The sequence below is a fragment of the Microcoleus sp. A006_D1 genome, assembly GCF_036702805.1.
Taxonomy (GTDB): Bacteria; Cyanobacteriota; Cyanobacteriia; order Cyanobacteriales; family Microcoleaceae; genus Microcoleus.
Genome location: NZ_JAUBVZ010000002.1, coordinates 560,143 through 585,187, shown reverse-complemented (window position 1 = coordinate 585,187; position 25,045 = coordinate 560,143). Strand labels below are relative to the sequence as shown.

The 25,045-nt window shown below is 47.0% G+C and carries 24 protein-coding genes; 13 read left to right on the top strand and 11 right to left on the bottom strand.

What is annotated here, in order from left to right:
- Positions 1 to 40 precede the first annotated feature (40 nt).
- The gene (gene rsmG / locus QUB68_RS05385) at positions 41 to 784 is read right to left on the bottom strand and encodes a 16S rRNA (guanine(527)-N(7))-methyltransferase RsmG (protein ID WP_332990061.1); all 744 of its coding nucleotides are present in this window, start codon (positions 782 to 784) and stop codon (positions 41 to 43) included.
- 162 nt (positions 785 to 946) lie between these two features.
- Positions 947 to 1,618, bottom strand: coding sequence for an ABC transporter ATP-binding protein (locus QUB68_RS05380; RefSeq protein WP_332990059.1), 672 nt, complete (start codon positions 1,616 to 1,618; stop codon positions 947 to 949).
- Between the two features lie 385 nt (positions 1,619 to 2,003).
- On the opposite strand from QUB68_RS05380, the gene QUB68_RS05375 reads away from it, so the two are divergent.
- Together QUB68_RS05375 and QUB68_RS05370 are read left to right on the top strand one after the other, a co-directional pair.
- Complete coding sequence (locus tag QUB68_RS05375; protein ID WP_332990057.1) at positions 2,004 to 3,023, top strand: Sll0314/Alr1548 family TPR repeat-containing protein; 1,020 nt, start codon at positions 2,004 to 2,006, stop codon at positions 3,021 to 3,023.
- A gap of 15 nt (positions 3,024 to 3,038) precedes the next feature.
- Positions 3,039 to 3,497: a DUF3531 family protein gene (locus QUB68_RS05370; protein ID WP_332990056.1), complete on the top strand. Its 459-nt coding sequence runs from the start codon at positions 3,039 to 3,041 to the stop codon at positions 3,495 to 3,497.
- A 205-nt stretch (positions 3,498 to 3,702) separates the two neighbouring features.
- On the opposite strand, the gene QUB68_RS05365 is transcribed toward QUB68_RS05370, so the two are convergent.
- The 3 genes from QUB68_RS05365 to QUB68_RS05355 form a co-directional block, all read right to left on the bottom strand.
- Positions 3,703 to 4,065: a phage holin family protein gene (locus QUB68_RS05365; RefSeq protein ID WP_332990055.1), complete on the bottom strand. Its 363-nt coding sequence runs from the start codon at positions 4,063 to 4,065 to the stop codon at positions 3,703 to 3,705.
- A gap of 20 nt (positions 4,066 to 4,085) precedes the next feature.
- Entirely contained in the window at positions 4,086 to 5,177 is a 1,092-nt protein-coding gene (gene ychF, locus QUB68_RS05360; RefSeq protein ID WP_332990054.1) for a redox-regulated ATPase YchF, read from the bottom strand.
- A gap of 267 nt (positions 5,178 to 5,444) precedes the next feature.
- A complete protein-coding gene (locus QUB68_RS05355; RefSeq protein WP_332990052.1) occupies positions 5,445 to 5,693 on the bottom strand; it encodes a gamma-aminobutyric acid A receptor, epsilon-like protein in 249 nt (82 codons plus the stop codon).
- 230 nt (positions 5,694 to 5,923) lie between these two features.
- Between QUB68_RS05355 and QUB68_RS05350 the strand changes: the two genes are divergently transcribed.
- The 3 genes from QUB68_RS05350 (at position 5,924) to QUB68_RS05340 (ending at position 9,546) form a co-directional block, all read left to right on the top strand.
- Positions 5,924 to 7,501 carry an aminotransferase class I/II-fold pyridoxal phosphate-dependent enzyme gene (locus QUB68_RS05350; protein WP_332990049.1) on the top strand — a complete coding sequence of 526 codons (1,578 nt, stop codon included), beginning with the start codon at positions 5,924 to 5,926 and terminating at the stop codon, positions 7,499 to 7,501.
- Between the two features lie 138 nt (positions 7,502 to 7,639).
- Positions 7,640 to 8,233, top strand: coding sequence for a precorrin-6Y C5,15-methyltransferase subunit CbiT (gene cbiT, locus QUB68_RS05345; RefSeq protein WP_332990047.1), 594 nt, complete (start codon positions 7,640 to 7,642; stop codon positions 8,231 to 8,233).
- A gap of 404 nt (positions 8,234 to 8,637) precedes the next feature.
- On the top strand, positions 8,638 to 9,546 hold the full coding sequence (locus tag QUB68_RS05340; RefSeq protein WP_332990045.1) for a phosphatidate cytidylyltransferase: 909 nt from the start codon (positions 8,638 to 8,640) through the stop codon (positions 9,544 to 9,546).
- 29 nt (positions 9,547 to 9,575) lie between these two features.
- Here the strand turns inward: QUB68_RS05340 and QUB68_RS05335 are convergent, their stop codons facing one another.
- Positions 9,576 to 10,379: an LmeA family phospholipid-binding protein gene (locus QUB68_RS05335; protein ID WP_332990043.1), complete on the bottom strand. Its 804-nt coding sequence runs from the start codon at positions 10,377 to 10,379 to the stop codon at positions 9,576 to 9,578.
- Positions 10,380 to 10,966: 587 nt separating this feature from the next.
- On the opposite strand from QUB68_RS05335, the gene QUB68_RS05330 reads away from it, so the two are divergent.
- Positions 10,967 to 11,761, top strand: a complete 795-nt coding sequence (locus QUB68_RS05330) for a pseudouridine synthase (protein ID WP_332990175.1) — start codon at positions 10,967 to 10,969, stop codon at positions 11,759 to 11,761.
- The gene (locus tag QUB68_RS05325; RefSeq protein ID WP_332990042.1) at positions 11,758 to 12,636 is read left to right on the top strand and encodes a helix-turn-helix domain-containing protein; all 879 of its coding nucleotides are present in this window, start codon (positions 11,758 to 11,760) and stop codon (positions 12,634 to 12,636) included. Before QUB68_RS05330 ends, QUB68_RS05325 begins: the two co-directional genes overlap by 4 nt.
- 255 nt (positions 12,637 to 12,891) lie before the next feature.
- Here QUB68_RS05325 and malQ read toward each other — a convergent pair whose 3' ends face one another.
- The 4 genes from malQ to QUB68_RS05305 all read right to left on the bottom strand — a co-directional run bounded on the left by malQ (position 12,892) and on the right by QUB68_RS05305 (position 18,077).
- Positions 12,892 to 14,400: a 4-alpha-glucanotransferase gene (gene malQ, locus QUB68_RS05320; RefSeq protein WP_332990040.1), complete on the bottom strand. Its 1,509-nt coding sequence runs from the start codon at positions 14,398 to 14,400 to the stop codon at positions 12,892 to 12,894.
- Between the two features lie 695 nt (positions 14,401 to 15,095).
- The gene (locus QUB68_RS05315) at positions 15,096 to 15,221 is read right to left on the bottom strand and encodes a photosystem II protein Y (RefSeq protein WP_332990038.1); all 126 of its coding nucleotides are present in this window, start codon (positions 15,219 to 15,221) and stop codon (positions 15,096 to 15,098) included.
- A 235-nt stretch (positions 15,222 to 15,456) separates the two neighbouring features.
- Complete coding sequence (locus QUB68_RS05310) at positions 15,457 to 16,215, bottom strand: MinD/ParA family ATP-binding protein (protein ID WP_332990037.1); 759 nt, start codon at positions 16,213 to 16,215, stop codon at positions 15,457 to 15,459.
- Between the two features lie 71 nt (positions 16,216 to 16,286).
- The gene (locus QUB68_RS05305; RefSeq protein ID WP_332990036.1) at positions 16,287 to 18,077 is read right to left on the bottom strand and encodes a CHASE2 domain-containing protein; all 1,791 of its coding nucleotides are present in this window, start codon (positions 18,075 to 18,077) and stop codon (positions 16,287 to 16,289) included.
- 341 nt (positions 18,078 to 18,418) lie between these two features.
- On the opposite strand from QUB68_RS05305, the gene QUB68_RS05300 reads away from it, so the two are divergent.
- From QUB68_RS05300 to QUB68_RS05275, 6 genes are all read left to right on the top strand, one after another.
- Positions 18,419 to 19,159 carry a DUF928 domain-containing protein gene (locus QUB68_RS05300; protein ID WP_332990035.1) on the top strand — a complete coding sequence of 247 codons (741 nt, stop codon included), beginning with the start codon at positions 18,419 to 18,421 and terminating at the stop codon, positions 19,157 to 19,159.
- Positions 19,160 to 19,304: 145 nt separating this feature from the next.
- Entirely contained in the window at positions 19,305 to 20,039 is a 735-nt protein-coding gene (locus QUB68_RS05295; RefSeq protein WP_332990034.1) for a DUF928 domain-containing protein, read from the top strand.
- A gap of 40 nt (positions 20,040 to 20,079) precedes the next feature.
- On the top strand, positions 20,080 to 20,877 hold the full coding sequence (locus QUB68_RS05290; RefSeq protein WP_332990032.1) for an HAD family hydrolase: 798 nt from the start codon (positions 20,080 to 20,082) through the stop codon (positions 20,875 to 20,877).
- A gap of 96 nt (positions 20,878 to 20,973) precedes the next feature.
- Positions 20,974 to 21,282 (top strand): hypothetical protein, encoded by a 309-nt coding sequence (locus QUB68_RS05285; RefSeq protein ID WP_332990031.1) that lies wholly within the window; start codon positions 20,974 to 20,976, stop codon positions 21,280 to 21,282.
- Positions 21,283 to 21,425: 143 nt separating this feature from the next.
- Positions 21,426 to 22,643: a DNA double-strand break repair nuclease NurA gene (locus QUB68_RS05280; protein ID WP_332990030.1), complete on the top strand. Its 1,218-nt coding sequence runs from the start codon at positions 21,426 to 21,428 to the stop codon at positions 22,641 to 22,643.
- Positions 22,644 to 22,670: 27 nt separating this feature from the next.
- Entirely contained in the window at positions 22,671 to 22,889 is a 219-nt protein-coding gene (locus tag QUB68_RS05275) for a hypothetical protein (RefSeq protein WP_332990029.1), read from the top strand.
- A 175-nt stretch (positions 22,890 to 23,064) separates the two neighbouring features.
- On the opposite strand, the gene QUB68_RS05270 is transcribed toward QUB68_RS05275, so the two are convergent.
- Complete coding sequence (locus QUB68_RS05270; RefSeq protein WP_332990028.1) at positions 23,065 to 24,939, bottom strand: ABC transporter ATP-binding protein; 1,875 nt, start codon at positions 24,937 to 24,939, stop codon at positions 23,065 to 23,067.
- Positions 24,940 to 25,045 lie beyond the last annotated feature (106 nt).

Genomic DNA, 25,045 nt, shown 5'->3' with positions numbered 1-25,045 from the left:
CACGGCAGTGCCGTTTCCCTACCCCATATCTGTACTTCAGCTAGCGAACAGGACGCTCGAACTGCTGTACAGTTTTCCGCAAGTAAATGCAGTGTCGCGCGCCCTGACTCGTCGGCGTTGTAAATGATTCGACTGACTCAACTGTGCCGCCTAAACGCTCGATCGCACTTTGCAACTCTGTTTCTTCCTCTACCGTCCAATTTCCCCGGTAAAGTACAGCCAAACCGCCATTTTTCAGCAGTGGCAGCGCGCATTTAGCGCACAGAGAAGCGGCTCCAACTGCTCTGAGAAGTGCGAAATCGTAAGCTTGTTTGTGCTGCGGCTGTCGGGCAATTTCATCGGATCTGCCCAGCAAAGTCACAGCATTTTCTATCCCTAAAGACGGCAAAACTGTGTCCAAGAAAGTAATTTTCTTGCGAGTAGAATCGAGCAAGGTAACTGATAGATGGGGCAGGGCGATCGCGATCGGCAGACCTGGAAAACCCCCACCAGTCCCGATATCGATCGCTTTTAACACCGACTCGGCGGGCAATTCGCTATTTTCCGCCGAATTCTGATTACCTGGCAGCAGTCTCGCAATGCCCCGCAGAGAATCCCACAAATGTTTTTCCCAAAACTCGACTGGCTCAGTAATTCGAGTTAAATTCAAGGAAAGATTACCCTCAACAATTAACTCGTAAAGCCGCTGAAATTGTTGCTGCTGCGACTCATCCGGCTGCCAATTCAGCGTTTTTTGCCACAACTCATTCATCTCCGGCAACATAATAATTTCCATCTGGTTCATCTTCTAATAACTATCGAAAGGACTAATGACTAATGTTCGCGAGCGGGGACGCTCGCACTAATGACAACTGCCAACTGTCAACTGCCCACTGCCAACTGCCCACTGCCAACTGCCCACTGCCAACTGCCCACTGCCAACTGCCAACTGTCAACTGCCAACTGACTACTGACTCACACAACTCGCTTCCTTAGCCTCTAATTTAGCTCGATCGACCTCCTGCAAATCCCCGTGGTCTAAAGTCCAGAATTTATCAGCAACGCTCAACAAATCGCTAGCATCGTGAGTGACAATCAACAAAGTCCAGTGATTTTTCAACTTACCCAACAAGCTTACCAACTGGCGGCGCATCGACCAATCCAAACCCGCCGTCGGTTCGTCCAAAAGCAGCAAATGCGGCTGCCGAATTAGCTGCACCGCCAGGGCTACCCGGCGCTGTTGTCCACCACTCAAAGCGTGCGGGGAAGCCTTCAGCGGCAAATGTCCGAGTCCCACTTCTGTCATTGCTTTGTTGATTTGTTCTTGTCCCAATTCGGGATGTCCCAACCGCAATTCTTCTAAAATTGTGCCTCCGCAAAAATGCCTTTCTGGAAACTGGAACACTAAACCTCCCAACTGTTGCAAGTGTTCCGGTGTTAATTCTTGGTCGCGCCAGCGGATGTCGCCGCTAGTTTTTTCTGCTAAACCTGCTAATATTTCTAAGAGCGTACTTTTGCCGGAACCGCTGCGGCCCACAATTAGCCCCATTTGCTGCGACGGCAGTTCTAAGTTGATATTTTTCAGAATAGCATTGGGACAGGCTGTAGGATGATAGACTATGTTTTTTAGATAAAGCATTAATGCAATTGGTAATTGGGGAGAAGGAAGTTCGGCAACGGATTATTTAACGGAGTTAACGGATTTGTGCTATTAATAGTTAAGGTGTTTTTGGCTCGTGGCGAGCGCCCATAATGATTTTACATTAATTTTACATAAATCTTTACAAAAAATTCCTTTTTTTTCGAGCTTGGGCGTTTGATTTTTAACTTGTTTCATGGTATTATTTAATAATGCAAATCCGTCAGTTCATATATTAGAAGTCACACTCCCATTATTAAAATATACCTCAAGAGACCGAAAAAATCAAGCAAATTTTACTCTTTTTTGGTGGCGGCTTTCTTAGTCTGAGAATATAACTGATAAGTTTCTAGTTTACAGTATATTACACGAGCGAGAATTGACGATGACGAAAAACCCTTTAGCATCGCTGGGCAAGCAAATGTTAAGTTCTAAACAGACAGTGCGGGCGATCGCCCTTTCAGCAAGTGCGATCGCCCTGGGCATCTGCATTAACTCCGCAGTAGCGGGCGATCCCTTTCGCGCCAACAACCCGCAGGCGATCGGGCCCAACACCGAAACCGCCTTCAAAACAATGTTTCAGCAAGGGAACTACAAACAAGCAAAAGCACAAGTTCAACAATCACTATCAACCGAACCAAACGAACCGCTAGCCTATGCAATGGCAGCCTCATTATCATACATCGAGCAGGACTTCAACTCGATGAATTCCTACGCGCAAAAAACCCGCGAAGTCGGCGAAAAATTGACAAAAACAAACCCCTTGCGCGGCAACATCTACACAGCAGCAGGTCACTTTCTAGAAGGAGCAAATGCCATAGCCAAAGAAGGAACAGCCAAAGGCGCGCCCCAAGCACTAAACAAACTGCGAGTAGTATTTCAATACCTAGATGCAGCCGAAAAAATAGCTCCCAACGACCCCGAACTCAACCTGATCAAAGGCTACATGGACTTAATGCTAGCCAAAAACCTGCCCTTTTCCAACCCCAGCGAAGCCATTCAACGACTCGAAGAAAAAGCCTCTCCCCGCTACTTAGCTTATCGCGGCATGGCCGTAGGTTATCGAGACTTGAAAAAGTACGATCGCGCCCTAGAATTTGCCAACAAATCCCTAGCAGAAACGCCCAACAATCCCGAAATCCTCTATCTAAAAGCACAAATCCTGTTTTCCCAAGCCCGGGGTAAAGACAGCAACAAAACCTTACTTGAAGAAGCCCGAAAAAACTTCGACGCCGCCTTAGCAAAACCCGACCAACTACCGCGCAGTTTAGTAGCCGAAATCTTCTTTCAGCAGTGCAAAACCCGCAACCGTCTCGACAGCAAATCTCGCGACTGTGACCCGATGCGCGATAAAATTAGAGATGCAGATGGAATCTGGGGGCCGACGGCTTTACCAGCACTATAAAAATACCCAAAAACTATGCAAGTACAGTTTCGCGAGTTTAACCCCTTTGACCTTTGGATTTGGCTGAAGTTCAGCAACGTGCCTTCAAACGGTGAAAAACAGTATGTAGAAGAAGTGTTTGACTCTTGGTTTTTCTTGGGAAAACTGGGAGGATTTAATGCGGAAAATTTGCAAGTTCAAGATGAAGGCTTAGATATCAGTGACATGAATTATGACGTTAATCTAGCCGACCGAAGCATGATGGCTTTGATGCACAATATGGGAGAAATGGAGTACGAGGGAGTGTGGGCTCGATGCTGGTTTGATTTGGGGACTAGCGACGCTCTCGCCATCGATGTTTTAATTAATGTTTTCCAGCAACTCAGCAAAGAATTTGTAACAGTTGAAGAACTGATTATTGGCGGGGAAAATATCGACTGGCCTGTTGAAAATAGCCGCAGTCGAGAGGCTTTTGCTACTGATACTGATAATTAGTTATTGGTCAGTAGTCAGTAGTCATTGGTCAGTAGTCATTGGTCAGTAGTCAGTAGTCATTGGTCAGTAGTCATTAGTCATTAGTCATTAGCGGCGGGTTTTACCGGGGATATTTGCCGTAGGGGCGGGTTCCACCCGAAATACTTGCCACAGTTAACAAGATAGATAAACCCGCCCTCTTTGTTTTTGTTCGAGTTACCTTTCTCTACCGACTTGGCAGGGTACTCAACAACTGATAGAGCAAAGAGTTAATAAAACCGAGGGCTATAGCCCCCAACAAAGCACTCCAAATTCCCCAGCGCAACCGAAACCCATCGACTAGCCAAGCCGCCAATCCAAAGATAGCAGCGTTGATAACAATCATAAACAAACCAAAAGTTATCAACAAAGCTGGAAAACTAAACAACATAAAAATCGGCCGCACTAAAGCATTCAGCAATCCAAAAACCGCAGCCGAAATCATCGCTTTTCCAAAAGTGTCAATATCCACGCCGATGGGCAACTTGGAAATAATAAAAAAGCTCACAGATGTTACCAACCAAGCAATTGCCAGTGAAACAATATCCATTTGCTTATCTCCTTAAAAGACTAAACGTTAAATCGGAACAACAACACATCCCCTTCTTGTACAACATACTGTTTTCCTTCACTGCGAACCAAGCCTTTTTCCTTAGCCGCATTCATCGCGCCCGTAGCCACCAAATCTTCATAAGCCACAGTTTCGGCCCGGATGAAACCCCGCTCAAAATCCGAGTGAATAACTCCCGCAGCTTGCGGTGCTAACATTCCCGCGATAATCGTCCAAGCGCGAGTTTCCTGCGGCCCGCTGGTGAAATAAGTCCGCAAACCCAATAATTCGTAAGTAGCTCGAATCAAAGATTTTAAGCCACCTTCAGTCACCCCCAGAGAGTCTAAGAAATCCGCCCGTTCTTCCTCTGGTAGCTCTACCAATTCTGACTCAACTTGCGCCGAAACTATGACAACCTTAGCGTTTTCTGCTTCTGCGATTTCCCGTACTTGTTCGACATAGCTATTTCCAGTTCCCAAATCTTCCTCAGACACGTTAGCTGCATAGATAATCGGCTTGTTTGTCAGCAATTCTAAGCCTTTAACTAATTCAGCTTCTTCCTCGGTTAAACTGCACTGGCGCACGGGTTTTTCCGCATTCAAAACCAGGACTAACTTTTCGAGTACGTCCACTTCTGCTTGAGCTTCCTTGTTGTTGCGGGCTTGTTTGCGAGTGCGATCGAGCCGGCGTTCAATTTGAGCTAAATCTGCTAAAATTAGTTCCAGATTGATAATTTCAATATCTCGCTGAGGATCGACAGAACCCGAAACGTGAATGATATCATCATTGTCAAAACAACGCACAACGTGGACGATCGCATCTACGGCCCGAATGTGAGACAAAAACTGATTTCCCAGCCCTTCCCCCTGACTCGCACCCTTCACCAAACCCGCAATATCCACAAACTCCATCCGCGTCGGCACAGTTTGGGCAGAATTGCCAATATCGCTCAGCACCTTCAACCGTTCGTCGGGTACTGCCACGATACCCGTATTTGGCTCGATCGTACAAAAAGGAAAATTAGCAGCAGTCGCCTTGGCATTAGCCACCAAAGCATTAAACAGAGTAGATTTGCCAACATTAGGCAGTCCGACAATTCCGGCGGTAAGCATAGCTATTTAGAAATATCACTGTTTCAAAATATCATAAGTATCAGCAATATATCGTACAAGCTGCCCCAATTTTCACGCCTGTGCTCGCATAAATATCTAACTTGAGGTGGATGGCTCAACGGTTCACAAGTTGTTACACAAAAAAGCGATCGCCCATAACCTGTCCCCATCGCTTATTTATCAACAAAGTTGCGACTTGCCAGAAACTCGGTTTGGGCGATCGACCTCACAAATTCTGTTAAACTTCCCGAAGCGCTAAAACATAATTTAGATAGGTTCAGGGATTGTCTGAGGAATAGGCCCCGGCACTGTTTGAGGAATCGGAGAAGGAACAGTTTCCGGCACAGGTTCGGGAATTGGCTGCGGAATTGGCGCAGGTACCGGTTCCGGTACGAGCCCGGGAATCGGTTCGGGAACCGGGCCAGGCACCGGTGGCGATGCGGGAATCTCCGGCAGCCCCGGTTCGGTACCGGGAATCTGCGGGCCTGGAAACGGAGTAGGATTAGGAAAAATCATGTTAGTGTTTCACTCAGTTTAAGAGATGTTTCAAAGACATTTTTTCGCCACTTTTAGCTATTTTCGATAACAAAAATAACCAAGTTGTGGTAGTGTTTATTTGTCATTATTATCAACTCAAAAGTGCGGTAAATACATCTATCTAAATAGCGATATTTTCCTGCTACGCCCGCATATAACTATGCCTTAGGCATTAAACTAGATATCAAATACAGCAATTGAGATAAAGCGTGTCAGTACCAAACTCTCAACAACAAACACCCTTATTAGATGCGCTGCGCGATCGCACAAACCACCATCACGCCCCATTCTACGCCCCCGGACACAAACGCGGACAAGGCATCTCTCAAGCCTTAGTAGACTTGTTCGGTGCAGCCGTATTTCGCTCGGATTTGCCGGAATTGCCCGAGTTAGACAATCTCTTCAACCCAGAAGGTGTAATTGCCGAAGCTCAAGAGTTAGCAGCCCAAGCATTTGGAGCAGACTCAACTCGCTTTTTAGCCAACGGTTCGACTTGCGGAATTATCGCCGCCATTTTAGCGACTTGCGGCAGAGGCGATAAAATTATCTTGCCTCGAAATATCCACTCTTCGGCAATTTCAGGCTTAATCTTATCCGGTGCAATGCCGATTTTTGTCAATCCAGAGTACGATCGCACTTGGGATCTTGCCAACAGCATCACCCCAGAAGCCACAGCAGCAGCCCTAAAACAACATCCCGACGCCAAAGCAGTAATGATGGTTTACCCAACCTATCACGGCGTTTGCGGGGATTTGCGGGCGATCGCCCAAATTACCCATCAATACAACATCCCGTTATTAGTAGACGAAGCCCACGGCGCGCACTTTAACTTCCACCCAAACTTGCCACAAACGGCACTATCGGCAGGAGCAGATTTAACCGTACAATCAACCCACAAAACCCTCGGTGCCATGACACAAGCATCGATGTTGCACGTCAAGGGCGATCGTATAAATATCCAAAAACTCGATCGAGCATTGCAGCTAGTACAATCCACCAGTCCCAGCTACTTATTATTAGCATCATTAGACGCCGCCCGCCAACAAATCGCACTCCACGGCAAGGAGTTAATGGCGCAAACTTTACTATTAGCAGAAAAAGCGCGATCGCAGATTAGTCAAATTCCCGGCTTATCAGTTTTAGCACCATTAAACACACCCGGTTTTGCAGCATTAGACAGAACTAGGCTAACAGTAAAAGTATCCGATTTAGGAATTACAGGATTTGCGGCTGATGAAATTCTGCACTCGGAACTCGGAGTCACGGCAGAACTTCCCATGCCTCAACATCTAACATTTATTATCAGTTTGGGAAATACAGAAACAGATATCGACAATCTAGTTAAAGCTTGTACTCTTTTAAAAGTCACATCTGACATAATTGTCAATAAGTCTTTTAGGGGCGGGCAAGATGCCCACCCCACAATCAAATTCACTCTTTGTGGAACAGGCATCTTGCCTGTTCTTGAAAATGGTGCAACATCTCACTTAGATGGAAGAAGTCAGAAAGAAGACGAGATTCTCTCCTTCCCCCGATTTTCCACTCCCCCACTCTCCCCCCGCGAGGCCTTCTTTTCCCCAGCCGAAACAGTAGCAGCAGACAAAGCAGTCGATCGCCTGGGCGCCGAACTCATCTGTCCTTACCCGCCAGGAATACCCGTTTTGATGCCCGGTGAAATCATTACCCCAGAAGCCCTTGACTACCTGCAACAAGTCCTTGCTGCCGGCGGCAAAATCACAGGTTGCAGCGATCCCCGCCTCCAAACCCTCAAAGTTGTGCGAGAGTAAACATTAAGACTTGGGGGATAGTGGGAAATGAGGGATAGTAGGAAATGGGAAAAATCTTCCTTCTTCCCTCTTCCTTCTTCCCTCTTCCTTCTTCCTTCTTCCTTCGGAAACCTTCTTCCTTCCATTAACAATAGAACTATGCTTTGGCCCTACGTCACTCCTGGTATCCCAGACGATTTATTTGAACGTTTACCGGGAATTCCCATGAGTAAGCGAGAAGTCCGACTGCTGTTAATCTCCCACCTGCGGCTGCAAGCAGACTCGGTGGTGTGGGACATCGGCGCAGGTACGGGTACCATCGCTGTAGAAACAGGTTTGCTGTGTCCCAAAGGTCGGATTATCGCCGTAGAAAGGGACGAAGAAGTAGCAAGCTTGATTCGCCGAAATTGCGATCGATTCGAGCTCAACAACGTAGAAGTCATAGAAGGCAGTGCCCCGGAATGCCTCCAAAACCTGCCCCAACCCCCCCACCGAGTCTGCATCGAAGGAGGGCGTCCGATTAAAATGATTCTCAAGGAAGTCTGGCGGTACTTACAGCCCCGCGGTCGAGTTGTAGCCACAGCATCGAATCTAGAGAATCTTTACGCCCTTTCCGAAAGCTTCGCCGAGTTGCAAGTTCGCAACATCGAGGTAGTCCAGTCCGCCGTCAACCGCTTGGAGACTCGCGGCCTGAGTCAAACCTTTGCCGCCGTCAATCCCATATTTATTCTCAGCGGCGAGAAGCTGGATTAGTCATTGGTCAGTTGACAGTTGACAGTTGACAGTTGACAGTTGACAGCTTGCCGGTCGTTGGCTTGTCAGCAGTGATTAGTCATTAGTCATTAGTAATCTGTCATCTGTCATTAGACTGACATACTCCTAGACCAAATCAAAGATAATGATCTGGATCTGGAGGCTGTACGACTAGGAATAAAGACTAAATGCAATTCTTAACCTTTTTTACGTTCAGTTAACCTTCATACTTAAATAAGGCCGACCGTAGCTGGAGCGATCGCCTGAGTTGAGATTTTGGATCGCCAGTTGGGGATGGGGTCTTCCCTTGCAAGGGAGGAACCCGTACCTTAACAATTCTTGCATCCCAAATCCTCGCATCCAAATCAAATCACCCGCCGCCGTCTGCAAGAGAAATTCATTTTATGCCTTGGTCTCGTATCCTGAGTGGAATAGTTGCGATCGCCCTTGCTTTGGGAATGATTATTATGGGGGGATGGTACTTCACCGTCGGCTTTGGCGTCATCGTCTACCTAGGTCAATTGGAATATTTTGAATTAGCCAGGGCTAAAGGCATTTTACCCGCTGCCAAAACGACCTTAGCTGTCAGTCAAGGCCTGCTAATTACAGCAGCCCTGGCGCCGCAACTGGTTGACGCCATGTTTCCCTTAGCCGGAACCTTAATCTGTTTCTACCTGTTATTCCAACCTAAATTATCTACAATCGCCGATATTGCCTCCTCAATTTTAGGGTTGTTCTACGGCGGTTATTTGCCCAGCTATTGGATACGGCTGCGAGTCGGCCTCGACCCAGCCAATTTGGCTACAACCCAATTTTCGCAAGTAGTAGCAAGCAATTTGCCCGTTAACATTTACCCAGCGCAGTCTTGGACAAGTTCCAGCAACATATCTTTAGGATTGACTTCGCTGCTGCTGGCTTTCCTCTGCATCTGGGCCGCTGACATTGGCGCTTATTTTGTTGGCAAATTCTTCGGGCGCACTAGCCTCTCCCATATCAGCCCGAAAAAAACCGTTGAAGGTGCCGTATTTGGAGTTTGCGGCAGCATCGCCGTCGCCGCCGCCGGGTCTTGGTATTTGGACTGGCCGGGGTGGCCGTATACTGGGTGTGCTTTTGGTCTGTTGATTGGGGTTGCTAGCTTGTTGGGAGATTTAACTGAGTCGATGATGAAGCGTGACGCCGGTGTTAAGGATTCGGGACAGTTGATCCCCGGTCACGGCGGTATTCTCGATCGCACCGACAGTTATGTTTTTACCGCACCCTTAGTCTACTATTTTGTGACTTTACTGTTGCCCGCGATCGAGTCTTTCTTTTGACAAGCGCGATCGAATTGGGCGAGTTCCGGCTAAGGCAAAACTCTAATTGAACCCCGACAAACCATCTCCCCCGGACTCAAAATCAACTCCTCAATCTCCACTTCCGGCCCGAAATCAATTTTAAAATCATTGAAATCGCTGCTCTTTAATTCTCCATCCACTTCGATTTCTGGTGCTTCAAACACCAATTCGCGACCGCTGGCTATCCGCAAACCAGTCCGCAATACCAAAGGAATTTGTGTACCGCCAGAGCGCAAAATAGTCGCCGAAAGCGTCAACAAACCCGCCTCAATTTTCAGATGCGAATTTTGCAATTTCAGCGACAGTTCCCGATCTGTCAGCGGCAGCATTGGCAGCAAAAATTCGCTCAAAGCATCAGCCAGCAAAGGCGCTTTCAGCGACGCATTTAAATCCGCTTGACTGAGCCTCAAAACGCCTGCCACGGGAACCGATTCGAGCAGGCGCAGCGGTTTGCCTTTGAGAGCTTGACCGAGGTTAATGCGAATGCCGCAGCCCTCTATGGCAACTTCTGTTAGGTGTAATCCTTTATACACAGCACCGCGAGCGGCGGCCGTTACTTTGGGGATCGCACCGCTGAAAATTTGTCGATCGCTCCCCTCAATTTTCACCTTCAACTCGTCAACCTGCTCAACTTGCGATCGCAGCAACAACTGCACCGCCGGAGACAGCACCGCGCTCGCGATCCGGCTGCCTTGACTCGGCGGCTGTGGAAGGGGCTCCTCGCCTAAATTAGCAGTCTCACCAGAGCCAGCAGCGCCAGCTCTATTGTCAAATAAAAGAGAGTTGCGATCGACAGTCATAAACAATTTCAAAATATAACCTTAATATTCAAGCACAGAAATTTAACTAGGACTCGCACATCCCACCTCACAAACCTGGTTCCCGCACAGATATATCGCCCTCAACCTCCGATATATCAAGAAACTCGGTTGATGAGCGCAACTCCTATTAACTCCACAAGCAAGCATCGATCCCGAATCAGCAACACCGTCAGCCGCAAAAATCTCACCATTTTCCCCCTCTGGTTCTTTCCTGAGTTCGCCAGTTGTGCGATCCCGAGGGAAATTTCGCGATCGAGCGTATAAATTTAACCGGCAGTACGGGTTTTATGGTAGTGTTGGTTTATGGTCGGGTCAGACCCACACATCTCCAACTAGCAACAAACTAACGGTGCAAGCAATAGCCTGCCGCGAGTATTTTCCTCGTAGTTTTTGCACAACATTCAGGGTTATGCCATAAGGACAATCTGCACCAGGCGCAACGCCCTGTAAGGATTGGTTAGCAAGCATTAGAATTTATTCCCAACCAGGAATCGATCGTTGGTAGTAAGGTTAATCAATTAACCGTGTCATCTTTCCTCCCCCACCGCTCGCGTGTTGGCGGTTCCCACACTCCCGTCATGTCTGATGAAAGGCTGCAAAAAATCCTCGCCCAGTGGGGCATTGCCTCTCGCCGTCTAGCAGAACAGATGATTGTAGCTGGACGAGTCCGAGTTAATGGCAATATTGCTGGTTTAGGACAAAAGGCAAATCCCGATCGCGATTCGATCGAAGTCGATGGAATCCCAGTCAAACCAACGGATCGACCCGCTTGTGTCTATCTGTTGCTCAACAAACCCGCAGGCGTAGTTTCTACTTGCAGCGATCCCAGAGATCGATCGAAAGTTCTCGACCTGCTGCCGCCCAAACTGCGCTCTGGTCAAGGCATCCACCCCGTAGGACGCCTAGATGCAGATTCCACAGGCGCCCTCTTGCTCACCAATGATGGTAAGCTGACATTTTGTTTGACCCATCCGCGTCACTCGATCTCCAAAACTTATCAGGTTTGGGTACTCGGCGATCCCCCGGAACCCATATTGCAAGCGTGGCGTCAGGGCATCATCTTGTCCGGCAGAAAGACTTTACCAGCGCAAGTTAGAGTTCTCGATCGCGCGCGAAACAAAACTCTGTTAGAAGTCATTCTATCAGAAGGGAGAAACCGACAGATTCGGCGCACCGCCCAACAGTTGGGATATCCCGTGGTGCGCCTGCACCGCACAGCTATTGGCCCGATTCAATTGCAGCCGCCCGCGGGGCCAATATTGCCACCGGGCTGCTACCGACCCCTAGAAGATGCAGAAATTATTTTTTTATGGAATCTAGTCAACCTAACATCAATAAGCGTGCCAGTAAATCTCCAGGAGCACAGCAGATGACAAAGAATTTATTGTTTTTATTCTTCAAAACAACTAAGAAGAAACTGCATTCCCAAGAGCCAGAACCACCTCAGAAAAAGCTAGCGGAAATTGGGGCTCAACTCCGCCAGTACCGCGAACAGCAGTCGATTTCATTGGACAAAGTAGCAGTGGTAACAATGATTCGGCGGAATCTGCTGCAAGCCATCGAGGACGGTCAACTCGACCAACTCCCCGAACCGGTCTACACTCAAGGTTTGATCAAGCGCTACGCCGAAGCAATGGGTTTGGACGGAACTCAGTTTGCTGACTTTTTCCCGATCGAACCGCCAGCGCGATCGGCAGCCAAGCTATCCTGGCAAGATGGGCCTCAGTTGCGCCCGATGCACCTTTACCTGTTTTACACATTGCTAATTATCTGTTCAGTCAATGGCTTATCTCAGTTGATGGGCGGTTCTGTGACAGCAAAAAAAGGTGCAGCAGCCGAAGAACTCGCCCTTGGCCAAGAACAAGCTCGTTTATTTGCTGAGGCATCGAGCGCCTCAAAAAATCATAAACCGGATAGTTACGCGGCTGTCGAAGCAGCAAGAACAGGTACAAACTTAGATAAATCTGGCAGTAAACCAGTAATGGTTAGCGTCACTTTTAAGGCCGAATCCTGGATGCAGATTCAAGTCGATGGCAAAACAGAGTTTGAGGGAACTTTACCAATAGGAACAGTACGCAACTGGGAAGCCCAAAAGCAATTGGTAGTTCTAGCTGGTAACGCAGGCGGGGTAATGATTGCTGTTAATAACGGACAAGCCCAACCGCTGGGAGCCCTGGGAGTCGCCAAAGAAGTTGTTTTCAAAGCTGACGAACTCAAGCCTTCAGCAAAGTCCAAGAATGAAGGTTAATTGTTAATTGGTAATTGGTAATTGGTAATCGGTAATGGCTGGCAGTCCACAGTTTTTAATGAAAATGTCCGTCTTTATTGACTCATATCATGTCCTCCGAGAACCACCACAATAAGATTAGTTTGTAGTGAGGACTTTCGTCCTCTAATGGATGCGGACTAAAGTCCTCACTACAAACCGTTTCTATTACGGGCGGAGCGAAGCGGAGGGAATTGACCGGACATGACATCATTACCCATTACCCATTACCCATTATCAATTTTTATGTGGAGCACGCCCGCAGATATAAGTCATGGTTTTGAGCCGATCGCGCACCTCCCAATTCAAAGCTTCGCGCCGATACCGCCAGCCCCAATTTCCCTCTGCTTTCCCCGGAAAATTCATCCGCGCATCGGTATCCAAACCCAACAAATCTTGAAACGGCACAATTGCCAAATTAGCAATAGAAATCCAACCCATGCGGATTAAAGACCAGTGAATTCCTTGGGGATCGATGCAGCCCAAATAACGTAAAACCTCATCTCTTTCGTAGTTTTGCAGTTGATTGAACCAGCCGACAGTCGTGTCGTTGTCGTGGGTGCCGGTGTAAACTACGCAATTGCGAACGTAATTAAAAGGCAAAAAAGGATCGCCCGGGCCCGCGCCGAAAGCGAACTGCAAAATCTTCATTCCCGGAAACTCAAACTGATCGCGCAAAGCTTCCACTTCCGGAGTAATTACTCCCAAATCCTCAGCGATAATCGGCAAGTTGCCAAACTTCTCGTTAATTACCTCAAACAAAGCTGTTCCCGGCGCTTTAATCCACTCTCCCTCCATCGCAGTTTCTTGACCGCGCTTCACCGCCCAGTAAGCGTCAAATCCTCGAAAGTGGTCAATCCGAGTCACGTCTACATAAGCGAAAATCGCCTCAAAACGCTGCACCCACCACTGAAAATTATTTGCTTGCAAAGCCTCCCAATTGTATACCGGGTTGCCCCACAATTGACCTGTGGAGCTGAAGTAATCCGGGGGAACTCCGGCCATTAAAGCTGGTTCTCCAGTTGCTTCATCCAAACAAAATAAGTCGGGATGCGACCAGACATCAGCACTGTCGTGAGCTACATAAATCGGAATGTCGCCAATAATTTTAATGTCGCGCAGGTTCGCATAGCGTTTCAACTCTGTCCACTGGCGGAAAAACTCGAACTGGACGTATTTGTAGTAATAAATCTCAGTATTTAGCTGCTGCCGCCACTTGTCTAGCGCCTCCGGTTTGCGCTGAGCAATTTCTGGTTCCCAAGTGTGCCAGCTCGTGCCGTTGAAGCTGTCTTTTAATGCCATAAATAAGGCATAATCTTCCAGCCAAGTCGCTTTGCTCTCACAAAAAGCCGAGAATTCTCTTTGCTGTACCGGCGATGCTTGCGCTTTGAAGTTTTCGCAGGCTTTTTTGAGCATCGGGATTTTGTGCGCGATCGCCCGCTCGAATTCTACAGTATCCAGCCGAAATTCCGGCGAATCAGCTAAATCTTCATCGCTGAGCAATTGCTCATCCCGCAGCATTTCTGGGCTCAGCAGCAGCGGATTTCCTGCCATTGCTGAATAGCACGAATAAGGAGAATTGCCGTATCCTGTCGGGCCCAGCGGCAATATCTGCCAGTATTGCTGGTCGCTCTCTACTAAAAAGTCAATAAACCGATATGCTTCTATTCCCATATCCCCAACGCCAAATCGGCTGGGAAAAGATGTCGGGTGGAGTAGAATGCCGCTAGCTCGGGGAAAAAGCATAATCTATCTAAAGATATAGGAGTTAGACATTGACAATTTGACCTATATTCCCTACCAGTTAAACTTCGCAGTTTTTAGGGGGATTTTCAGGGCAAATACTTTTGCGATTGTCTCATATTTTCTGCGGGAACGTGCTTTCTAAATATTTGTATCGCAATCTCATCACAAATGCTGAGCAGAGCGGAAAACATCCAGCTCTTCACTTATAGCAGTTGACAGTTGACCTGTGACAGTTGACAGTTGCATAACCCGAATCAAACCATTGATGCAGTACGGGTATCGGCTCTATTCATTCCGGTTATTTATATCCTCACCGATGTGGCGGTTGCTATACCAGAAAGAATTGGTTTAAAGCCCCAAGCCTTGTAGGGAGAAATTAAAAGCAGACTATTCATTACTCCAATCCTCGGACTTCCAGGTAGCTGTCAACTATCAACTGTCAACTGTCACAGGTCAACTGTCAACTACCAACTGTCACAGGTCAACTTAATATTTTGGTCGATCGCACCCCGTTTCTGCACAATCGTTTATTTATAACTTTTATTTGGCTTTCGCCCTATCTGTCTGGGGTCGTAAATTGCCCGAGCGCCCAAAAATCGCCATCGCTCTCAACCAAATCTGGGCCACAAATGAGCCGACTGTTTTTGTATCTCCAGAAACAGTCGGCTGCGACCTTACCAGTATAGAGGCTGAGTTTAAGCTTCCTTGTTCAACAATTTCTGCACTTGTTTGAGAGCTATAGCGCCGACGTTGTAAGCAGCCCAGCCGCCAGCCAACAAGACGGGACTCAATACTATTAGTATGCGCCAGTCAAATTCCATGAGTTCTACTCCTAAAGTTTTTTAACAAATTCTCATAATCTATTTGTATCTCATTTTGTCGCCATTCAGCCTACTCTTTAAGCAAATAATGTCGCCTACAAAGTTCCTCCACAGCATCAGCCCGAGACGCAGGAGGACACGGCGCTGCTGGAATTGAAATCGAAACGCACTCGCACGCGCGGCGTAGCTATCCCTCTTGGCTGAATCGCCCGATGATCGACTCGGACGACACCAATTATCCCATAATCTGTTTGGCAATCCCTTCCACCACTTGAGTTAGAGGGTCTTTAGGAAAGTGCAGAGCAAACACCCCCTTACTGGCGAGCAGCATCATCTTATCGCTGTGGGGCAGCACCCCGACAACTGGGATGTTGTAAATACTCTCTACTTGCTGCTTCAAATCCTCAAAATCCAGCGATTCTGGGGCTTTGTTGATCGTCATCAAAATCTTGGGAACCTCTAATTTGCGAGCCACATCTACCGTGACAGCCGTTCCCTGAAAGTCTTGCTGATCCGGACGCAGAATCAGCAGCAAAATGTCGGAAATGGTGATGCTGAGCAGGGTTTCTTCGTTGAGCCCCGGGTGCGTGTCGATAAATAGGTAATCTAAGTTGAGAGCGTCGATCAGTTCTTGAAAGCCGTCGGTAAGCAGTCCCACGTCGTAGCCTTCGCGCAAAACTCGCGCTATTTCCCCTGCTTTGATGCTCGAAGGAATCAGGTAGAGGCTGCCGTTAGTAGCTAATTTTGGCAGCAGCGAACTCACATTGTAGGCCGTATCCGCGATCGGACACCGGCCCCACAGGTAATCGTTCAGGCAGCGATCCATATTGCTCTCGCTGAAACCGAACAGCACGTGAATCCCGGGCGATTGAATGTCTGTGTCTACAATGGCGACCCGATTTCCGCTGCGAGCGATAATAGATGCCAAATTTGCAGTCGTGTTCGATTTGCCAGTTCCACCCCGGTAAGAGTGGACAGAAATGATTTTTGACATGATATGCGTATGAGGGGTAAAAACGGCGAGAATCAATTATGATGCAATTCCAGATGCCGTCGAGTTCTCTGTCAATCTTCCTTGGCCCCCAAATCCTCCTTGTCTGCTAAATTATCAATTTTTTCATCTTTTATCTTCTTTTCATCGATCCTGCGCTGTCGCATCTGTTTGGCTTTGGCTTGCAAATCGCTGAACTCCTCATCGGGTTTGGTTTCGGATGAACTAGCACCGCTGCCGGCATCGATCGGGATATCCGTTTTTGAGTCGCTTTCCGATTCAATCACGGCGGTGCGCTGCTTCTGCTGTTTGGCTTTTTGCTGCAACTGAGCTAAGTATTCGTCTGCCTGACTTTCGGTTTGGGACAGCTCTGAGGCACTTGCAGTTATTTCTTGGGGTTGGGAAGGTGGTTTTTCAGAGGTTTCTTTTTTACTAATTCTCAGTTTATCTTTCTTTCTCTGCAAGTCTATAAAGAATTGTGATTGGAGAATTTCTTGGACTTCCTCGTCTTTTCTGGCTTGGTCAATTTCGACTTTGAAGACTTGTTTTACTCGATCGCTAATTGCTTTCCCGTATCCAGATTTATTAAATCTGTCTGCTGATACAATGCTGCCGCCAGTTACGATTAATGCTAAGGCTGGCGCTGCCACCGGCACCCACCCTCCCAACAGAAAAATCCCAAAGCCGAGCGCGCAACACCCCGACAGCATTGCTCCGAATGTCAGCGCCAACTGCGCTGGGTGAGCCATCCGCGATGCCACGGTTCCTCCCACAATTGACCATCCCGAAATCCACAGGATTTCTGCCCATTCCGGCCAAAACCAAAACATCGGTTTATTGTCTAAAACAGCACTCAAAAGTTGGCTGATTACTTGTGCGTGCGCCACAATCCCCGGCATGAATTGGTTGTTTTGCTGTCGCCCACTGTAAGGAGTATAAAAGAAATCTTTAACGGTTTCTGTGGTGTAACCGATCAGCACTATTTTATCTTTAACTAAATTTGGGTCGATTTTTCCTTCTAAAACATCCGTAACTGTGACTTGAGGTGCGACTTGCTGCCGGGAACGATAGTTAATTAGTATTTGATATCCCCTGGCATCGGCATTGCTGTATCCTCCGTCATTGCTTTGTAGTTGTTTTAATTGGGTTTTTCCCAGCCATAAAGATTGATCTGGTGCCAGTTGCGGAGAGATTTTTTGGCCTTGCAGGTAGCGGAGTGTTAGCTGGAGGTTGAAGGAAGCTAAAACTTGAGAACTATCATTGCAAAGATGTTTTTCAGGCGAGGATCTACCCTCAATTGTCGGCGGTTTCATAAATAATAAAGATCTCCGCAGTATGCCGCCCGGATCGACTCCAAAATCTGCAAATCCCACCCGGTTTTCTGGCAGGCCCGGAGGTGGCGGAGAACCGGGATTGTTCGCGCTCCCGTCGGTGACTAAACATACCCCGATAATTCGATCGCTCTTTTGTAAAACTTTAGTTAATTCCTCGCGCCCGTCTCCTAAAGGTACGTCTCGCAGCACGTCTAAGCCGATGACTGCTGGCTGCATTTTTTCGAGTTTTTGTAAGATTTCAGCTATTTTGCGATCGGATATCGGCCACTGTTTCAGTTTCTGAATGTCTCCTTCGGTAATCCCCACAACTAGCAAGCGCGAGTCTGGTTTTTCGTCGGGACGCCACCTCAGCATTTGGTCGTAGGCACTTAATTCTATTGGTTCGAGTATTCCTAGATGTCTGCCTGCCATCAAGGATAATGTTACTGCCGCGCTAGCAATTAATACAGACCTAGCAAATAAGAGTGATGGTTTATACATTTGACTCAATTGAGCCGCTGCCGATCGAATTTTGTTAGATATTTTACTCATTATCCCAGCATAAAAGTTTGAGTCGTTTCACACAAACAGCAGTTGTTCGGCAGGGCCCGCCTGCGCCAGACTTCCTCCATCTTAGAACACCCGGAAACTCCGACCGCTTTGTTACAAAATTTTACAGTTGGCAGCCAGTAAGTGTATGCAGGGATACTAGCGAGGTCGATCGCCGGATTCTTGGCACCCCAAATCACTTGCCGATCGAATTAATTAATGTTATTGATGATATGTCAAGGTTCAAATTGTGTATCTGGGCGCGCTCGACTAGCCTCTCAAAAATATTCGTCGCCAGCAGGGAGTGTCTGTGTTTGCAATATTATAGTGAAAGGTACAAAAAAATGAAACGTTTTCTACATCTAGCTACACTGGCGATCGGCTCCGCTGCGATCGCAGCCACCGTCCCCAGTTCACTCGCGGGAGTGCGGGGACAATCCCAGCCGATCCTGCTGAGTCAGAATGTTAATTTCCAGGCTCCCAACGTCACAGCCCCCGGCGGCAGACAAGGAGGGACACATCGCGGTTCCAAGCTTTGTCCGGCAGGTTTATCTATTACTCCTTTAGTGCCTCCAACTAATATCGGTTTAACCCTCACAGAGTCTCCTACAATTTTTGTCTACGTTCCTCAAACCTCGGCAGAAATAGAGTTTACTTTGTTGACCGAAAACGAAGACAAAGTAGTTTACGAAAAAACCTTTAAAGTTGACAAATCTGGGATTGTGGGAATTAACATTCCTGCTAGCGGCGACAACAACAAATCCCTTGAAGTTGGCAAGCGATACGTGTGGTCGTTTTCGATGGTTTGCGAACCCGACGATCGATCGGCAGATTCAGTAATTAAAGGGTTTGTGCAGCGCATAGAACCCCAGGCAACTCTCAAGAGCGATTTAGCAAATCCTGACCCGATGACGAGGCTCAACGTTTACGCTAAAAATGGGATTTGGTACGAAACTCTAGCTACTTTAGCCCAAATGCGGCGCCAGACACCGGGGGATGCCAGGTTGACAGCCAAGTGGACGCAATTGTTGCAGTCCCAAGGACTGGAATCAGTGGCAGCTCAACCGCTGGTTGGGCCTCTTTAAAGCTCGCTATTTCTTGAACTTTTGTCTGTCTTCCGATGGCGATGTGAAAAATCAAAAATTTACCCGATCGCGCCCGGGGTTAATTTAAAACTCCGGGCTAACAGTAGAGACGCGATCGAGGATATCTCTACAAGTTGGTGAAAAAATGAAACGTTTTATACATTTGGCTGCACTGGCGATCGCTATATTTGCGATCGCACTTACTATCCCCAGTTTGCTTCCACCGATGCAGGCTGTGCCCGCACCAATTCTACTGAGTCAGAATATTAATTTCAAACCCCCAGATGTCACAGCCCCCGACAACCGGCAAGGCGGAACGCATCGAGGCTGTCAGTTGCGGGATGGTTTATCTATTACTCCCTTAATACCTGACAGCAATATTGGCTTAACCCTCACAGAGTCGCCAACATTTTTTGTATATGTGTCTCAACCGGCGGCTCAAGTAGAGTTTGTTTTGCTCAACGAAGATGAATCCGAAGTAGTCTACGAATCTAGTTTAAAAATTGACAAAGCCGGAATTGTGGGAGTTAGCATTTCTGAGAAAGGCAAGAGCAAAAATATTGAGGTTGGTAAGCGATATGTGTGGTCGTTTGCACTGGCTTGCGATCCTCAAGAGCGATCGGGAGATTATATTGTTAAAGGATGGATGCAGCGAATTGAACCGCAGCCAACTCTCAAGAGCGACTTAGCAAATGCCGACCCGCGGGCTAGGCTGATTGCTTATGCTAACAATGGCATTTGGTACGATACTCTTGCTACTCTAGCCCAAATGCGGCGAAGAGCACCGGATGATGCAAGTCTGAGGGCCGAGTGGACGAAATTACTGAAGTCCCAACAACTAGAAGCGATCGCCGATCAACCGCTAGTTCAGTCTTTTTAATCGAGACTATTCACCCAAATTCCAAATCCCAAATCGCTCGATGACTAATAACTTGCCCACAATTCTAGCTCTTGATTTTGACGGTGTGATTTGTGACGGACTAATCGAATATTTCCAAACAGCTTGGCGTACCTACTGTCAAATCTGGAAACCAGTCGAAACAGTCCCCGCTCCAGATTTAGCTTTGAGTTTCTACCGAGTGCGGCCCGCGATCGAAACCGGTTGGGAAATGCCCCTGCTGATTCGCGCACTGCTGACAGGAATTACCGAAGAGCAAATTTTGCTGGACTGGGCCAACATTGTCCCGCAATTATTGACCGAAAACAATTTAAAAGCCCAGTCAGTCGGCGCTATGTTAGACGGACTGCGCGATAATTGGATTGCTGAGGATTTAGCTGGGTGGCTGTCTTTGCACCGCTTTTATCCAGGAGTAGCCGATCGCCTGCACTCGTTATTGCAGGAGAGTTCGGTGAAAGTGGCGATCGTCACAACCAAGGAAGGGCGTTTTGTGCGGGAACTTTTGCAGCTAGCGGGCGTACAAATGCCATCGGAGTTGATTTTTGGCAAGGAATACAACAAGCCGAAACACCAAATTTTGCGGGAATTTTTGGCAGCTTCTGGCAAAGATGCGACTATTTGGTTTGTGGAAGACAGGTTAAAAACTTTGCTCTCGGTGAAACAGCAGCCGGATTTATCTCAGGTAAGCTTGTTTTTGGCTGATTGGGGTTACAATACTTTGGCAGAACGCCAATCTGTGGCTCAAAATCCACTCGTTCAATTGCTTTCTCTGTCCCAGTTTGCAGGAGATTTTGCCGATTGGCTGCCCCACGAATGTTGATGTTAGACTTGTTGGCAAGGAGGTTTTTTTCGCTTGTAAAAAGCAAAAAAAAATCTCAAAATTTTCCATTTTTTTGTTGACTTTCTTACCATTGACATGGTATTATTTTATAATGGGATGGTTGTAAAAATATTATTTTTGCCACCATTCCATTATAAAGTAAATATAACACTAATTTCAGACAAAAGCAAGGAAGCCCCGAAAAAAAAATCGATTTTTTTTGAGATAAGATTTATCGCAGAAATAGAAAAATATCTTGAAATTATCTGCCTTAGATCTGCCTTAGATCTTCTGTGGTTGAGCTGGAATCAAAAAATTAGGCAAGAAGTATATATTAACCGATTTTTTGAGTGTCGTAAGTCAGATAAATTGCCAGAAAGAATTGGTTTAAAGCCCCAAGCCTGATCGGGAGAAATTAAAAGAAGACGATTGATTAATCCAATCCTTTTCCTTCCAGGAAGAGGTCGCTGTCAACTGAGGGCGGGCACTCTTGGCACCGCCCCAACTGTCAACTGTCAACTGTCAACTGTCAACTGTCAACTAAACCAATGCTAGATTTAACTAAAGCAGCCAAGGCAATGCAGGGAATGAGCCAACATTTGAATGTGGAAGCGGCTGCGGCTCGCCAGCGTTTGCAAGTGGCTCAGAATTTGCTAGAAAAAGCAGCGGTGAGACAAGAAAATTTGGTAGAATTGCAAGAGAGTTGGAGCGATCGCACTTTATTCAATGCTGCCACGCCGATCGAGCCCTTGTCCGATCGCACCTACATCACCGCACCCCCCGCCGCCCACACAGTCTTCGCCACAGACGGATCGCAAATTTCGCCCAGCCATCACGAAATCGCCTACTGCTACCTGATCAACGTCGGCACAGTCATGCTGCACTACGGGCAAAGCCGCCACCCAGTTTTAGACAGCGTGCCCGAAGTTTTCTACAAGCCCGAAGACTTGTATGCTTCGCGACAGTGGGGCATTAGAACCGAAGAATGGATGGGATATCGGCGCGCCGTTTCCGAAGCAATCGCCCTCGCAGAAATGGGCTGCGAGTGGGCAAAAGTTAACGACAATCAACTGCCCGCGCCAACTTTGGCAATGGTAGACGGTTCCCTGATTTATTGGTTTTTGGAACAGTTACCCAGTGAAGCGCGCGATCGAATTTTGCAGCCAATTTTAGAAGCTTGGGACAAATTGCGTGTAGCAAAAATTCCCCTACTAGGATACTTAAGCGCTTCTCGCAGCACCGAAAGCTTATCTTTTTTGCGGTTTCAAGCTTGCACCCACGAAGTACCAGACTGCATGACAAACTGCCCCAACGTCGGATTTTCTGCCACCAGTGCTTTTGACGAAAAAGCACCTTGTCAAGAATTTGAACCCTTGCGAGATGCCATCTTATGGGCAACAATTCTGTCCCCCGGACAAAGAAGCCCATTATGGAAATCCCACGCTCGAATTTTAGATTTATACGGCCTTAATCCCATCTATTTTTGTTACGTTCACGTTGGTACAGAAATTGCTAGAATAGAAATGCCGGAATGGGTGGTTGAAGATTCCGTACAGCTAGATTTAGCATTAGGAATGATGCTGGCTCAAGTACACAAAGGCGGTGGCTATCCCGTAACCCTCGCGGAAGCCCACAACCAAGCAGTAGTCACCGGGGGCGATCGAAGTAGCTTTTTCGCTTTGTTAGAGCAGCAAATGATTAAAGCAGGTTTAAAAAATGTCGGCATTTCTAATAAGGAAACTCGGAAGCGCGGCAGTATTGCTTAAATTAAAAATTAGAGTTTAAAATGTTATATGCCCCTAGAATTAATCATCTTAATTGCTTCCTTACTCGTATCTTGGCTGGTATTTAATTGGGCTTTTAAAGTATTGAAAGCCAGCGTCGGGACAGCAATTGCTCTAGCAGCAATTGTGCTGGCGATGCAGTTATTATTTGGGATCGGGCCAAACCAGCTTTTACAACACATAACTCACCTGCCAGAAACCATTGGGAAAATCATTTTCGGCAAGTGATTCAGATTTTAGATTTTAGATTTTAGATTTCAAATTTCAAATTTCAAATTTCAGATTTGTTCTCTCATCTAAAATCTAAAACCGCAAATCTGCCAAGTTTAGGAAAAATATTCCTTCTGTCAACTATCAAGTATCAACTGTCAACTATCAACTGTCAACTATCAACTGTCAACTGTCAACTTCCCAGCATTTGGAGCTTGTACAAACTGGCATACAACCCTTCTAGCTGCAACAATTCCTCGTGGCTGCCAGATTCTATTAATTGGCCGCGTTTGAGCACCAAAATGCGATCGACATTTCGGATAGTCGAGAGCCTGTGGGCAATGATTATCGCCGTTCTGTCCGCCATCAAACGCTCCAGAGCCTCTTGAATCAAAGCTTCCGTCCCCACATCCAAACTAGCAGTAGCCTCGTCCAGAACTAAAACACTGGGGTTGCGAATAGCCGCGCGAGCAAACGCTAACAACTGCTTTTGTCCCCCCGAAAGATTCGTTCCCCTCTCCCGCAATTGCGTATCATAACCTTGAGGCAATTCTTCAATTAAACGGGCAACATTCGTCTTTTCTGCTGCTGCTTGAATTTCCTCCATAGAGTAACTTTCGCCCAGGCTAATATTGCTCTTAACATCACCAGCAAATAGAAAGCCATCTTGAATAATCACGCCTACGTGTCGGCGCAATTCTGCTTGGGGTAAATCGCGAATATCGACATGATTAACCAGAATTCGTCCTCGCGTCGGTTCGTAAAGACGGCACAGGAGACGGATGATCGAACTTTTGCCCGCACCCGTGGGGCCGACTAATGCTACTTTTTCGCCGGATTTAATGGTAAAATTTAGGTCTTGCAGGACGTATTCGTTCTCTTTATAGGCAAACCACACATTCTCAAATTGGATTTCTCCCGATTCAGATTCACCCGCGTAATCTTGGTTTCTTTCTGCTTCTCTTTTGCTTCTTCCTGCTGCTTGCTTCCGTCTTCCTTCTTCTTGCTCTTCCCTAGTTGGATCTTTAATTTCTATCGGTTCGTTGAGAATATCGCTAATCCGTTCGACGGCGGTAAATCCTGCTTGAATAGCGGTAAATTTCTCCGCAAATTGCCGCAGTGGATCGAACAGACGCTGAGCAAATAAAATAAATGCTGACAGAGTACCAAAGTTAATCGTACCTTGCAGAAGTTTTTGACCGCCCATCCACAAAACGGCTGCAATCGCCACTAAAGCAATCCATTCTAATGTCGCAGATACGGCTGAGTCGTAAAAGATAGTTTTATCGACAGCTTTAATGTAGCGTTTATTGGTGACACTAAACAATTCTGAGTTGAATCTTTCGCGACGGAATAGCTGCACTACGCCAATACCAGTCAGGTTTTCTTGTAGTTGGGCGTTCAGATCGGAAAGTTCTTCTCTGGTATCGTAATTTGCTAGGCGAAATTGGTTCTGAAAATAAACTATTAAGGCGCTAATTGGTATCATCATTAGTACCAACATTAAAGCTAGTTGCCACTGCATGGTAAACATGAAAATGGCAATCACTAAAATTGAAAATAAATCGCTGACAATCCCGATCGCCCCGCCGGAAAATACTTCCCCCAAAGCTTCTACATCGCTGGTGAGGCGAGTCATCAATTTACCGACAGGAGTGCGATCGAAAAACCGCACTGCTAGCGATGTGACGTGGGCGAACAAATCATTTCTAATATCAGTCGTAATAATTTGCCCTACTTTGGTAACTAAATATCCTTGGACTGATTGCAGTGCCAATCTAACTGCTATAGTTAGCATCAGCAAAACTGCCAAAATATTTAATGCAGCAGATAAAGGCAATCCCCGCAAGAATTCATAGGTAGGTTCCGCCCGAATTACTGAAATTGCCTGTCCGATCAGAATCGGTTGAATTGCTCCTGAAACTGCTAGCGGTACTAATAGCGCGATCGAAATCATCAGCAAGCGTTTGCTGCGGGTTGCGTAAGATGCCAACCTCATGAATAACCGCCAGTCTGTATCGCGGCGGGGTTGGTTTTTGGTGTCTGCTACGGGTGAGGAAATGGTCATTTACAGGAAAAATGGTACAATACATCCAATTAATAATTGTAACAAATAGAATCAGTTAAGCACCAGAAGGGCGGGTTTTGTATTGAGATTGTCTGCCGAATCTGAA